Origin of the sequence: Pseudomonas tremae, assembly GCF_001401155.1 — a bacterium.
In the GTDB taxonomy this organism is placed as follows: Bacteria; Pseudomonadota; Gammaproteobacteria; order Pseudomonadales; family Pseudomonadaceae; genus Aquipseudomonas; species Aquipseudomonas tremae.
The window spans coordinates 172,312-185,633 of sequence record NZ_LJRO01000079.1; the positions used below are offsets into that span (position 1 = coordinate 172,312).

At 60.9% G+C, this 13,322-nt stretch carries 13 protein-coding genes; 6 read left to right on the forward strand and 7 right to left on the reverse strand.

What is annotated here, in order from left to right:
- Positions 1-76: 76 nt before the first annotated feature.
- Entirely contained in the window at positions 77-874 is a 798-nt protein-coding gene (locus ALO43_RS06295) for a substrate-binding periplasmic protein (protein WP_053479632.1), read from the reverse strand.
- Between the two features lie 100 nt (positions 875-974).
- Between ALO43_RS06295 and dnaX the strand changes: the two genes are divergently transcribed.
- Together dnaX and ALO43_RS06305 are read left to right on the forward strand one after the other, a co-directional pair.
- Positions 975-3,140, forward strand: a complete 2,166-nt coding sequence (gene dnaX / locus ALO43_RS06300) for a DNA polymerase III subunit gamma/tau (RefSeq protein ID WP_054997256.1) — start codon at positions 975-977, stop codon at positions 3,138-3,140.
- Positions 3,141-3,200: 60 nt separating this feature from the next.
- Positions 3,201-3,527, forward strand: coding sequence for a YbaB/EbfC family nucleoid-associated protein (locus ALO43_RS06305; protein ID WP_002552818.1), 327 nt, complete (start codon positions 3,201-3,203; stop codon positions 3,525-3,527).
- A 446-nt stretch (positions 3,528-3,973) separates the two neighbouring features.
- Here the strand turns inward: ALO43_RS06305 and ALO43_RS06310 are convergent, their stop codons facing one another.
- The 4 genes from ALO43_RS06310 to ALO43_RS06325 form a co-directional block, all read right to left on the reverse strand.
- Complete coding sequence (locus tag ALO43_RS06310) at positions 3,974-5,443, reverse strand: aldehyde dehydrogenase family protein (protein ID WP_053932466.1); 1,470 nt, start codon at positions 5,441-5,443, stop codon at positions 3,974-3,976.
- A gap of 155 nt (positions 5,444-5,598) precedes the next feature.
- Positions 5,599-6,456: a GNAT family N-acetyltransferase gene (locus ALO43_RS06315; RefSeq protein ID WP_054997257.1), complete on the reverse strand. Its 858-nt coding sequence runs from the start codon at positions 6,454-6,456 to the stop codon at positions 5,599-5,601.
- Positions 6,457-6,602: 146 nt separating this feature from the next.
- On the reverse strand, positions 6,603-6,995 hold the full coding sequence (locus tag ALO43_RS06320; protein WP_005890289.1) for a RidA family protein: 393 nt from the start codon (positions 6,993-6,995) through the stop codon (positions 6,603-6,605).
- A complete protein-coding gene (locus tag ALO43_RS06325) occupies positions 6,985-8,130 on the reverse strand; it encodes a DSD1 family PLP-dependent enzyme (RefSeq protein WP_053479634.1) in 1,146 nt (381 codons plus the stop codon). The genes ALO43_RS06320 and ALO43_RS06325 overlap by 11 nt, the downstream gene beginning before the upstream one ends.
- A gap of 96 nt (positions 8,131-8,226) precedes the next feature.
- On the opposite strand from ALO43_RS06325, the gene ALO43_RS06330 reads away from it, so the two are divergent.
- Complete coding sequence (locus ALO43_RS06330) at positions 8,227-9,123, forward strand: LysR family transcriptional regulator (RefSeq protein WP_054997258.1); 897 nt, start codon at positions 8,227-8,229, stop codon at positions 9,121-9,123.
- 98 nt (positions 9,124-9,221) lie between these two features.
- The gene (gene recR, locus ALO43_RS06335; protein WP_005890295.1) at positions 9,222-9,824 is read left to right on the forward strand and encodes a recombination mediator RecR; all 603 of its coding nucleotides are present in this window, start codon (positions 9,222-9,224) and stop codon (positions 9,822-9,824) included.
- Between the two features lie 22 nt (positions 9,825-9,846).
- Here recR and ALO43_RS06340 read toward each other — a convergent pair whose 3' ends face one another.
- Positions 9,847-10,170 (reverse strand): EscU/YscU/HrcU family type III secretion system export apparatus switch protein, encoded by a 324-nt coding sequence (locus tag ALO43_RS06340; protein WP_053479636.1) that lies wholly within the window; start codon positions 10,168-10,170, stop codon positions 9,847-9,849.
- Positions 10,170-11,807, reverse strand: coding sequence for a flagellar hook-length control protein FliK (gene fliK, locus ALO43_RS06345; protein WP_054997259.1), 1,638 nt, complete (start codon positions 11,805-11,807; stop codon positions 10,170-10,172). The genes ALO43_RS06340 and fliK overlap by 1 nt, the downstream gene beginning before the upstream one ends.
- 190 nt (positions 11,808-11,997) lie before the next feature.
- On the opposite strand from fliK, the gene ccmA reads away from it, so the two are divergent.
- Complete coding sequence (gene ccmA, locus ALO43_RS06350) at positions 11,998-12,639, forward strand: cytochrome c biogenesis heme-transporting ATPase CcmA (RefSeq protein WP_024671103.1); 642 nt, start codon at positions 11,998-12,000, stop codon at positions 12,637-12,639.
- The gene (gene ccmB / locus ALO43_RS06355; protein ID WP_005890300.1) at positions 12,636-13,307 is read left to right on the forward strand and encodes a heme exporter protein CcmB; all 672 of its coding nucleotides are present in this window, start codon (positions 12,636-12,638) and stop codon (positions 13,305-13,307) included. Before ccmA ends, ccmB begins: the two co-directional genes overlap by 4 nt.
- Positions 13,308-13,322: the final 15 nt, after the last annotated feature.

Here is a 13,322-nt window from a genome sequence, read left to right on the forward strand (position 1 = left end):
CTGGTTAGTTTGTTACCAAAGATTTCAGGCGAGGGTAGCGAGGAAATGTGACGGGATTGCTACAAGGCAGTGTGGCTTATTGATGAGCGAGTTGTGAGGTGTAGTGGTCGATAATTTGCTCGATCTCTCCCGACATGCGCATTTGCAACAGCGTACGCAGAATCCTGCTCACTGGCAGGTCCGGGTTGTCGCGGATCAGGCAGGCTGCCGGTTGCTCGGCGATCATCGCAACAGGCTTGAGCTTCTTGCCGACAGGCAGGCTGCGATTGGTCCACTCGAGGATCAATTCATTGGTGACCGCGTAGTTGTAACGTCCGGCAATCAGTTTGCCCAGCGCCTGCTTCTGAGTGCGTGCGTCTTCGCGATTCAGGCGGTGACTGTCAAACAGGTGCTGCAGGGCGGGGTAGTTGTAGCCCAATACGGTGCCAACGGTTTCATTGTCGAACTGCTCGGGATAAGGGCCCGCAGCGGTTTCTGCGGAGGCAACCAGCCAGTCGCGCTGATAAAGGATCGGCAGGCTCCAGAGATAATCTCCTGAGAGGTCCGGGTACCACGCCTGTGAGCCGTAGCAATAGATGTCTACCTCGTTATTCTCAAGCGCAGCCTGAATGCGCAGGCGCGGCATTACGTGGTATTCGGCCTCCCTGCCCACATGCTGGACCAGGCTTCGGGTGATATCGAACAGAATGCCGGCTTCTGGCTGGTAGTCGGTGATGTGGATCATCGGCATGCTCCAGCCTTCATTGATCGCAAAGCGCAAGGGCGGCTGCCCTGCATGGCTGGTTTGCGCGGATGAGAAGAGCAGCCCCGTCACGATCGCTCGCAAAGGCACAGTCAAGGCAAGGGCCAGGATATAGCGCTTCAATTCATTCATTTAGCCAGCTTAGCCACAATAGAGACGGACACCGGATGCAATTTTGCCCCTGCTCGGCTAGCATTGGCGGTCTTCCGCTTACCAGTCGCGACGGTTTTCAATGAGTTATCAGGTTCTAGCACGTAAATGGCGTCCGCGCTCGTTCCGCGAAATGGTCGGCCAGGCTCATGTGTTGAAGGCCCTGATCAACGCGCTGGACAGTCAGCGCCTGCACCATGCCTATCTGTTCACCGGCACACGGGGCGTCGGCAAGACCACTATTGCGCGTATCATCGCCAAGTGCCTGAACTGTGAAACCGGTATTACCTCGACGCCTTGCGGCACCTGCTCGGTGTGCAAGGAGATCGACGAAGGCCGCTTTGTCGACCTGATCGAGATCGACGCCGCCAGCCGTACCAAGGTCGAAGACACTCGCGAGCTGCTCGATAACGTGCAGTACGCGCCAAGTCGCGGGCGTTTCAAGGTCTACCTGATCGACGAAGTTCACATGCTGTCGAGTCACTCGTTCAACGCCTTGCTCAAGACGCTTGAAGAGCCGCCGCCGTACGTCAAGTTCATCCTCGCGACCACCGATCCGCAAAAGTTGCCGGCGACCATTCTGTCGCGTTGCCTGCAGTTTTCTCTGAAAAACATGACGCCCGAGCGTGTGGTCGAACACCTGACCCATGTGCTGGGTGTCGAGAATGTGCCGTTCGAAGACGACGCCCTGTGGCTGCTTGGGCGCGCCGCAGATGGCTCGATGCGCGATGCCATGAGCCTCACCGACCAGGCGATTGCCTTCGGTGAAGGCAAGGTCATGGCTGCCGATGTGCGTGCCATGCTCGGTACGCTGGACCACGGCCAGGTGTTTGATGTACTGACGGCGCTGCTCGAAGGCGATGCCCGAGGTGTGCTGGAGGCTGTGCGTCATCTGGCCGAGCAGGGGCCTGACTGGAGCGGGGTGCTTTCGGAAATACTCAACGTGCTGCACCGCGTGGCGATCGCCCAGGCGCTGCCCGAAGGCGTCGATAACGGCCATGGCGACCGTGATCGCGTGCTGGCGCTGGCCCAGGCGCTGCCGGCCGAAGACGTGCAGTTTTATTACCAGATGGGCCTGATCGGCCGTCGCGACCTGCCGCTGGCCCCTGATCCGCGTGGCGGTTTCGAGATGGTGCTGTTGCGCATGCTGGCATTCCGCCCAGCTGACAGCGAGGACGCGCCCAGACAACCGCTAAAGCCAGTGGGGATCAGCCAGGCCACGGTTGATTCCCGCAAAGCAGTGGCGGATGCGACACCTGTTGCATCGGCGGCTCCGGTAGCGCCAGTCATGGCCGCTCCAGACCCCGCTTTCGAGGCCGTGCCGCCCGCCGCTCCGGTGAAGGCCGACGCTACGCCAGCGGCGCAGCCAGTGCCGAAAGCCGATCCCGAACAGAAAGCCGAGCCGGTCGAAGAAGTCGATCTGCCGTGGAATGAACCCAAGGCGCCGGCTGCCGAAGCCGAGCCCGCTGCAGAAGCGGACCCTGTGGTCGAGCCTGTTCTGGAAACGCTCTCTGCGCAGCCAGACCTTACGCCGATGCCCAGCCCCGCGCCTGCCAGCCCGGTACCGGACGCGCCTGAGGCCGAGGCCTCGCAGTCGGCGGTCGAAGAGCATGCTGCCTCAGCGATGCACGAAGCCATCCCGGATTCGGCCTACCTGTCTGCATCCGTGAATGCTGCGCCGATGGACCGCGAAGATGAGCCGCCGGCAGACGACGATTACGTCGAACCGGACATCGATATCGACCCGGCGTCCTACAGTTATCTTGATGAGCTGGCGCATGAAAGCGTCGTCGAGCTTGAAGCTGTCGAGCCAGAGCCGGCCCCTGCGGCCATGCCCGCCACCGGTCTTGCCGCCGAATGGCTGGAAGTGTTTCCGAAACTGCCTGTTTCCGGCATGACCGGCAGCATCGCTGCCAACTGCACCCTGATATCGGTCGAGGGCGATGACTGGCTGTTGCACCTGGATCCGGCGCACAGCGCGCTGTTCAACTCGACGCAGCAGCGCCGTCTGAACGATGCGTTGAACCAGTACCATGGTCGCACGATCAATCTGAGTATCGAGCTGATCAAGCCCGAGCAAGAAACCCCTGCTCAGGCAGCTTCACGCTTGCGTGCCGAGCGTCAGCGACAGGCTGAAGCCTCGATCCAGGCCGACCCGTACATCCAGCAGATGCTGCAACAGTTTGGTGCCGTGATCCGGGAAGATACGATCAAGCCTGTTGATCCGCCTGCAGTGCAGGCCCAATAACCGAGATTTGGCGCGATTGGCGCCGTGCAAACGAACCATCCATTTTCGAGGAGATATCCCATGATGAAAGGTGGCATGGCTGGCCTGATGAAGCAGGCGCAGCAAATGCAGGAAAAAATGGCCAAGATGCAGGAAGAACTGGCCAACGCAGAAGTTACCGGTCAATCGGGCGCAGGCTTGGTGAGTGTGGTGATGACCGGTCGTCATGACGTCAAGCGCATCAATCTGGATGACAGCCTGATGCAGGAAGACAAGGAAGTGCTGGAAGACCTGATCGCCGCTGCCGTTAACGATGCGGTGCGCAAGATCGAACAGGCCAGCCAGGACAAGACCGCTTCCATGACCGCCGGCATGCAGCTGCCACCGGGCATGAAGCTGCCGTTCTGAAGGTTGTTTGCGCGAGGATCAATGCCAGGCCTGGAGCCTGGCATTTTTCTGTCCGGGTTTCTTGTGCATGAGCCGAACTGATTCTCGCGTCAATACGCGGGGTTTTGCCACGTCCTGCGTTGCCTTGCAGGCACTGCACACAAAGGAAAAGCGCTTTCTCATAACGATGGCACTGACGTCGCAGAGCCCTGGTGTGACGCGGAGCGTCACGGAGTGCATTATCACGCGGACCGATCATCGTATTGGAATGCCCGGAAAATGGGGCGTTCAGGCTTCTGCCCGAAGGGCGTGGGAGCGAGCTTGCTCGCGAAGCCGGTGTTTCAGACGCCGCGTTTTTGGTGATGATACTGGCCCTTTCGTGAACAAGTTCACTCCCACGGCCTACGGCCAGAATCAAGAGCGGGCTTGTGCAAGACGCTGAACGCTACATGGCAGCAATAAATGCATCAACCAACCGTGCCAAACCCCACAATTGCTTTGATCTCCAGATACTCCTCGAACCCATGCACACCATATTCGCGGCCATTGCCCGAGCGTTTGTAACCGCCGAACGGCGCCATCGGGTTCCAGTTGGGGTAGTTCAGGTGGACCTGGCCGGCGCGAATGCGCGAAGCGACCGAACGGGCCTGTTCAAGGTCCTGGCCCTGAACATGTGCACCCAATCCGTAAACCGTGTCATTGGCAATGGCGACCGCTTCATCGATCGTGTCGTAGGCAATCAGGCACAGCACCGGACCGAAGATCTCTTCCTGGGCGATACGCATCGATGAGTCCACCTCAGAGAACACCGTCGGTTGCGTGAAAAAGCCCTGCTCGTGACCCGGCACACGACCCGGCCCGCCGCACACCAGCTTCGCTCCCTCGCTGATTCCTGCATCAATCATTGCCTGCACACGATGAAACTGTGCCTCATTGGCGATAGGCCCCAGCACCGTGCGCTCTGCTTGCGGATCACCGACGATGATGGACGCTGCCGTCGCGGCGGCCAGCGCTTCTACCTCTGCCAGACGCTCCCGTGGCACGATCATCCGCGTCGGTGCGCTGCATGACTGGCCGACATTACGAAAGGCCGCCATCACGCCAGGCGGCACGGCTTTGGCGAAGTCGGCATCAGGAAGCAGAATGTTTGGGGACTTGCCGCCCAGTTCCTGAGTGACTCGCTTGACGGTCGGTGCAGCGGCTTGCGCTACCAGTGCGCCTGCGCGGTTCGAACCGGTGATCGAAATCATGTCGATGTCAGGGTGGGCCGCCAGAGCACCACCGACTTCCGCTCCACTGCCGTTGACCAGATTGAATACTCCCGGTGGCAAGCCGGCGTCATGCACCAGTTGCGCGAACAGCAGCGCGCTCAGCGGCGACAGTTCGCTGGGTTTGAGCACCACAGTGCAACCCGCCGCGATGGCCGGCGCGACTTTGGCGGTGATTTGATAAAGCGGCCAGTTCCACGGCGTGATCAGCCCACACACGCCGATCGCTTCGCGGTTGATGGCTGTGCTGCCTTCGACGGTCTGGAAGCGGTAAGTCGCCAGCAGGTCACGCGCGACCCGCACATGCTCGGCAGCAAGCGGCACCTGCATGGCGCGTGCAGAGCTGATTGATGCGCCCATTTCCAGCGATATCGCCTGTGCCAGTTCTTCCTTGCGTTCGATGATCAGCTTATGGATGCGGTCGATGAACTGCGCACGGACTTGCGCTGAGGTGCCGGACCAGCTCGCGAAAGCCGCACGCGCTGCTGCCACTGCACGATCTACATCGGCGGCAGTGCCACTGGCGACATGCGCAACGACTTTCTCGGTTGCCGGGTTGACCACAGGAATGCTGGCCGGGGTGAGCGGGGCGCACCAGTGACCGTCGATATAAAACTTCTGCGAGGTGTTCGGATCGACGCAGTGGCTGTTCAAGGGCTGAGTGGTCATCCAGCGGGCTCCCTGGAGCAATAGTGATTTGATATCAATAAGCTAACAAAGCAGTGTGGATAAAAAACGCCGAACTTGAGGGCTGCAAAGAATAATCTGCTGTATGCAGCCCGCTGACCTTGCGGACCTGTTTCGGCTCGTAATTCGCTGTGATATCAGCCAATGGCCTGGGTCACCAGCGCAAACTGCTGCACCTCCGGGCTGATCAGCGGAGGCGTGCCCAGCACCATGCGCGGCGCCCGGTCGACACAGGGCAGGCCCAGGCTTTCCAGCCACGGCGCCAGTCCGCAGTCGGCAAGAATGTCGAAGCGCACAAAAAGGTCGGGGATCTGCCGCAGCAGGTGACTGATCAACTGCTGAGCCTGTTCGACAGTCTGGGCGACCACCGGGCCGATGATATGCCCGCGTCCAAAGCGTCGCAGCAGGGCGATGCCCTGCAACTGTCCGTAATGCTCGATGCCGACTGCCTGCTCGGCGTCACGCAACAGGTCGGTTAGCACAACAGTACGGTCCAGTCCGCTGCCTGCGTTGGCCAGGCGAATCAGCTCGGGATGGTCGGCGGAACCAAGTTTACGAAGCTGGCCACCATCGCCAAGGGTGTGCTGTCGGGATAGGTCGGGGATGCCCTGATGCTGCTGAATCCGCGCAAAGTCGACAAAGCCAAGGCTTTGATAAAGCGGCGCACCCAGCTCTGTGGCATTGAGGATCGGCGTACGCGGCGCTGTCGCTTCCAGGCACAGGTTCATCAGGCGGCGACCAATGCCTTTGCCCTGATGCTCGTCGCTGACAATCACCAAGCCAATCGAAGACCAGTCGCCCTGATGACAGGTGAAGGCTACGCCGACCAACTGCCCCTCACACACGGCGACAAAGCCTTGCGAAGTGCGTTGGACCATCGCCCAGTCTTCTTCGCGATGCGGCCATTTGAGATGAACCGACAGGGCGTGCGCAGCCGGAATGTCTGCGGCAGTCACCGGACGGTACTGATAAGGGGATTCTGACTTGGCGGGCATGGGCGTCTCCTTGAAAACAGGTTGGGGGGTCGGTCTGGCTCAAATCAGCTTGCCTGCGCTCATTGGCGGCGCACGTTGCCGAAGTGGACTGACCGATATAGTCACGTTCCAGCAGGGTCACCGAACGCCCGTGTTCCCGAGACTCTTCATCGTGCGGCCCGCGCCACGGCTTCGATCTCGATCAGGTAGCCATGATGCAGCTCCGGGACCGGCACCACGGCGCGTGCCGGACGGTGTTCGCCCAGATAACCCGCGTAGATACGATCGAATGCAGGCCAGTGCCGGATGCCTGCGACATAAACCGTTACCTTGAGCAGGTCATCCGGGCCGCAGCCTGCCGCGCGTAGAATGGCAATCAGATTGTCCAGCGCGAGGGCGGCCTGAATTTCAAACGGTTCGTCAACGCTGTGGCTGCCGTCGGCGCGCACCGGCAGTTGCCCGGAGACATGCAGGATGCCCTCATGCAGCACCGCCTGAGCATAGTGGCCGCCGGGTGCTGCGGCCGAAGTTGTGCCGATCAGCTCGATATCACCAGCCATGCAGGCGACTCCAGGTGTGAATGGCGCCATCGGCGTCACAAGCGTGGTAGTCCGGAAATTGCGCGCCAGTTGCACACGCATGGTTGGGCAGAATGCGCAGCCGGCTGCCGATGGGGAAACGTTCGCTGATGTCGGCAATTTCGCCTGCCGCCAGAGTGATGATGCCGTGTTCCTGATTGGCCCCGGTCACCCGCGCGCCATCGATCCATTCGCCGGTATCGGTGCAGACCTGACCGTAACCGAAATCCTGACGCTGGCGCTGAGTACCGCGATCCCGGCTCATGGCCATCCAGCCTGCATCGACGATGATCCAGCCTTTTTCCTGCTGATGGCCGATGACCGTAGTCAGCACGCTCAGGGCCAGTTCGTCCGCCCGGCATATGCCGATGTTGTGCATCACCAGATCAAAGAATACATACACACCGGCACGCACCTCGGTCACGCCTTCCAGGCTCTGCGCAGACAACGCGGTGGGTGTCGAGCCGATGCTGACCTCCGGGCAGGGCAGCCCGGCGTTGCGAATGCGCTCGGCGGCGCGGACACACAGCAAACGCTCCTGCTCGGCCAGGGCCTGCAAAGCTTCAGGTGCGTCGAGGTCGTAGCTGGAGCCCGCGTGGGTCATGACGCCACGCAGCTGCATGCCGCCTTCGACCAGTGTTTTCGCCACTTCTGTCAGTGCGCTGTCCTCGACCGCCAGCCCGGAGCGGTGACCGTCGCAATCGATTTCGATCCACACCTCGAAGCGCTCGTCGTGTTGCTGACCAAAGGCAACAATGGCCTGCGCCGCAACCACGCTGTCGGTCAAAATGCTCAGCCGGCAACCGTCGCTTCGCAATTTGAGTGCCTGATGCAGCTTGCCGGGCGCGATGGCGACGGCGTAGAACACGTCATTGATGCCTTCGGCGAAGCAATGCGCCGCTTCCTTCAGCGTCGAAACCGTCACGCCACTGGCGCCTGCGGCGATCTGCGCCTGAATGACCGGCAGCGACTTGCTGGTCTTGACGTGGGGGCGCAGACGCACGCCCAGTTCATTCATGCGTTGCTGCATGCGCTGGATATTGCGCTGCATGCGCGGCACATCAAGCAGCGCAACCGGCGTATCAAGAGAGGACACAGAGGACAGAAAGGCTGACATGGGCGAGGCTCGTGTGACTGGGTACGAGCAGCACTTTACGTGTTGGGAATGAAGCTGTGCTTCAATGAGGCTTCATCAATCCTTAAGCTGAACTGAATGATTGCCATCGAAGACTTGCGCCTGGCTGTGACTCTGTCGCGTTGTGAATCCCTCAGCGCTGCTGCCCGGGTTCTCAACGTATCGCCACCTGCGCTGTCGATGCGCTTGCGCAAACTGGAGACGCAATTGGGCATCACCCTGGCCAATCGCGACGCCAGACGGCTGAGCCTGACGGCCGATGGCGAGCGGTTTGCCCGGGAGAGCGCGCACCTGCTGGAGCAACTGGAGGCGTTGCCCGAGTCCTTCAGGCAGCGCGATGATCGTCTGGTGGGCACCCTGCGCCTGGCGGCGCCGTTCGGTTATGGTCGGCAACGCATTGCGCCGTTGTTGTCGCGCTTCGCCAAACTGCATCCGCAGCTGTGTCTGCACCTCGACCTGCGCGAAACGCCGTGGCCGGATCGTCATGACAGCGACGCGGTCATTCACATCGGCAACCTGAATGACAGCTTGTGGATCGCCAGGCCTCTGGCCCAGAACCACCGCTGGCTGTGCGCCAGCCCTGCTTATCTCGAACAGCATGGCGCTCCCTCGACGCCTGAAGAGTTGTCTGCTCATCGCTGCATCTGCATCCGCGAAAACGACGAGGACGTGACCCTCTGGCACCTGAGCAAGGGGCAGATGAAAAAGACCCTGCGCGTCCAGCCTGCGTTGCTCAGCAACGATGGTTCGGTTGCCCGACGCTGGGCCGAGCAGGGGCAGGGGATCGTGCTGCGTTCGCAGTGGGATGTCAGCGATGCGATTGCCAGAGGCGACCTGATACGTGTCCTTGCCGATTGGCAATTGGCCAGTGCTCCGATCAACCTGCTGGTGCCGTTGCGCAAGCATCGCAGCGCTCGCGTGCAGACTCTGACGGAGTTTCTGGAGACTGCTTTGAAAGGCCAATCAACGCCATAGGTTATGCGCTGTTGGTCGCAGTATCGAATACCTCAATTGACGCTCACAGCAACGCGCGGGTATAAACCGCGTCTTGTGTTTTTGTCGGATTTTTCTCCATGAGCTTCAGCCCCCTGATTCGCCAGTTGATCGATGCCTTCCGCGTGCTGCCGGGCGTCGGTCAGAAAACCGCGCAACGCATGGCGTTGCAGCTGCTGGAGCGCGACCGCAGCGGCGGCTCCCGGCTGGCGCTGGCGCTGGGGCAGGCGATGGATGGCGTCGGCCACTGTCGCTCTTGCCGTACCTTGACCGAGGAGGAATTCTGCCCGCAATGCGCCGATCCGCGTCGCGACGATACGCTGCTGTGCGTTGTCGAAGGGCCGACCGATGTCTACGCGGTGGAGCAGACGGGGTATCGAGGTCGCTATTTTGTGCTCAAGGGCCATTTGTCGCCGCTTGATGGTCTTGGCCCCGAGGCCATCGGCATTCCGCAATTGATGGAGCGCATTGCCGGCCAAGGCACTTTCACCGAAGTGATCCTGGCCACCAACCCGACTGTGGAAGGCGAAGCAACTGCGCATTACATTGCGCAGTTGCTCAATGACAAGGGCCTGGTTGCCTCGCGCATTGCTCATGGCGTGCCGCTGGGTGGCGAGCTGGATCTGGTTGACGGCGGCACCCTTGCGCACTCGTTTGCCGGGCGCAAGCCGATCGCATTGTGATGCGGCTCAGTTGATCTGCTGATCAATAGCGCGCCGTAATATCCCGCTCCACAGGCGGTGCGTCGGGGTCCTGACCAGCCGGAAACTTGCCTTTCAGGTGCCAGGCGAAGGCAATGATTTCGGCGATTGTTCGATACAGCGGCTCGGGAATGCTGTCGCCCAGCTCCATGCGGGCCAGCAGTTTGACCAGCTCGGCGTTTTCGTAAATCGGCACTTCGTATTCCCGGGCGATTGCCAGGATGGCTTCGGCTAGCTGGTCGTCGCCCTTGGCGCTTAGGGTTGGTGCCTGCTGGCCGTCATAGGTGAGGGCAATAGCCTGGCGCGGGACATGATCGGGTAGGGACATCAGGCGTTCTCGTCGATCCAGCGTTGTTCAAGGGCGGTGCGCGGGCCTTGTGGCGGAACGCCATGGCTGCAAGCCAGCTCGCCGACGGCAAGACCGCAGGCAACAAGACGCTCACGCAAATGGCCCAATTCGTGTTCGATCAAGGCTGCGCTCTCCGGGCGCTCGGCCCATAGCTGGCTGGACAGCGTACCGCGCAGCAACTGCGCGTTTACCTGCATCGGCCCCAGCGGTTCGAGGTCGAAAGCCAGGTCGACTTTCCAGAGCTTTTCACGGCTATCCGTGATCTCGATGCCCTCGCGCTCTTCGCCGGTTTCCGGGTCAGGTTTGTCTTCACGCTGTACCTTGACCTGCAACGGCACGATGTCATGGGCATTGCGCATCGGCACTTCCAGCTGCCAGGTGGTCACTTGAGTGCCATCGGCGTTGGTGCGAGTCTGTTCCAGACCGCCCAACTGATGGCTTTGCAGTCGTGAAACAGCCGCGGCAGCCAGCTTGAGGAGTATTTCAAGATCGTCTTCCTTCTCGCCGCCACCGACAATGCGCGACGGCAGGGGAAAGCTGCTTGGCTGAGTGCGCGCCGCGACCATCCCCAAGGTGCCGAGCGCATAGCGAATCGCATTGGGCATGGCCCGGGCCAGGGTATTGGAGGCCGCCGCTGCGCCATAAGACTGGTTTTCCGGCAGACCCGGCAGGATCTGGCCAATCAGGCGCATCAGATTGGCCTTCATGTCCGGGGCTTGCATCGGGTTCAGTCCGGCCAGCAGTTTCGCTTCCATGAACACGCCGCTGGCGTGGAGTGCCTGAGCGACGCCTTTCGGGGTGCTCATCTGCTCGATGTCGGGGAGGTCGTTCAGCAGTTGGTTGATGCTGGCCTGAAGTGGGGCGCTGATTCCCGAGTTACCAGTGCCGCCGGCATTGGCCGGGCTGGCTGACTGCAGGTTTTGCAAGGTGCTGATCAGGTTTTCCAGAGAGCCCTGGCGGTTTTGTTGAGTGGTCAGTTGCTGAGCCAGCGCCAGTTGATCGAAGCGGCTGGGCAGGGCGACGAAATTCAACGCCTGGCTGCCTTGCACCTGAGCGCTGAGCAGACTGCCGACCGTCAATGGCTGCGGGCTTTCTATGGTCAGGCTGGACCCTGCCAGCGCAGTGTTGAGCAGCATGACGATGGAACGGTAAACGGGCGTCGCCGTGGCCGGGTTGGGTATGGTGGCCTGAGTGACCGCCTGGCTGAGTTCCTGACTGGTCAGTACCTTGCCCTGCACCAGCGTGCCAGCGGGCAATCGCTGAGTATCGATACTGGTCATCGAGTTTTTCAGCGCGTTGTTGATCTGTTGCAGGCTCAGGGTCAATTCGTTGGACGACGCCTGCGCCACTTGCAACATGCTGCCGGGAGTGAACGGTACGCTGCTGCTGACCGGCAGGTTGGTCTGGGTGCCGTTGGCCAGCACCAGGCGCAGCAGCAGCTGGAAGTTCTGGTTGACCTGCTTGAGGGTCAACACCTCGGCATCGACAGTTTCGCCCTTGGGGATCAGGTTTTCCGAAGAATGCAACAGGGTCAGCACTTGCGCAGGCGAGACGCCGGCGCGCAGTAATGTCGTAATGGGGGTTGTCGCCGGAACGCTGGTGATGTCGCCTGTCATTGAAATATCGACCTGAGGAAATTGCCCCTTTGATAACAGGACTCGCATGTATAATACCGGCCAAAACCGGGCTGGCCGCCATTAACTTCTCTTCATGTAACGGCTGCATCAATCCCGACTTGAACCCTCTTTCACTCCGTATGTGCCTGTTTTGGTACATCTCGCGACGCAACAGCACTGGAAGCGCTTGATGATCCCGGTCCCCCCATTTTTGCAAGCAACGGCGCTGGCGTGTGAGCGGGACTGGAGAGTGCTGTTCGAGCACCTTGATCTGCAATTGCGTGCCGGTGAGATGCTGCAGGTCAGCGGCCCCAACGGCAGCGGCAAGACCAGCCTGTTGCGGGTGTTGTGCGGGTTGATGTTGCCGACCGCCGGGCAGGTGCTGCTCGATGGCCAGCCGCTGCACCGGCAGCGGGCAGCAGCGGCAGGCAATCTGTTGTGGATTGGCCATGCCCCCGCGCTCAAGGAACTGCTCACGCCGCTAGAGAACCTCACATGGCTGTGTGCATTGCATCGGTCGGCCAGTGCCGACGACATTCTGCAGGCGCTGGCTTCGGTCGGGCTGACAGGTTTCGAGGACGCTCCCTGTCACACGTTGTCGGCCGGGCAGCAGCGTCGGGTGGCGCTGGCACGGCTGTATCTGCCCGGTCCTGCGTTGTGGGTACTTGATGAACCGTTCACCGCGCTCGACCGTGAGGGCATCCTCCAGCTTGAGACGCTTCTGGCAAAACACTGTGAACAGGGCGGCATGGTTGTAATCACCACCCACCACGTGCTGAGCCACGTGCCTGCTGGCTATCGCAGTCTGGATCTGGCGAAGTGGTCCGCATGAACAGCGTCTTTGTTCTGTTGATGGTCCGAGAGGCCCGACTGCTGGCGCGTCGCCCGGCCGAACTGGCCAACCCTTTGGTATTCTTCGCGCTGGTGATCGCCCTGTTTCCGCTGGCCATTGGCCCGCAGATGCAATTGTTGCAAACCTTGTCGCCCGGACTGGTCTGGGTCGCGGCACTGCTGGCCGTGCTGCTCTCGCTGGACGGGCTGTTTCGCAGTGATTTCGAGGACGGCTCGCTGGAGCAGTGGGTCCTTTCGCCGCACCCTCTGGCGCTTCTGGTGCTGAGCAAAGTGCTGGCACACTGGGTTTTTTCCGGGCTGGCGCTGGTACTGTTGTCGCCCGTGCTGGCTTTGATGCTTGGTTTGCCGGGCGATTGCCTGCCGGTGCTGATGCTTTCGCTGCTACTGGGTACGCTGGTCCTCAGTCTGCTGGGCGCTGTCGGTGCCGCATTGACAGTAGGGTTGAAGCGCGGCGGGCTGTTGCTCGCCTTGTTGATCCTGCCGCTGTACATCCCGGTGTTGATTCTGGGCAGCGGCGCCCTGCAAGCTGCCATGCAAGGCATGCCCGCAACTGGCTATCTGCTATGGCTGGGCAGCCTCACCGTGCTGGCGATTACCCTGACACCCTTTGCAATAGCTGCCGGCCTGAAGATCAGCGTCGGTGAATAATCAAGGTTTCGGTAT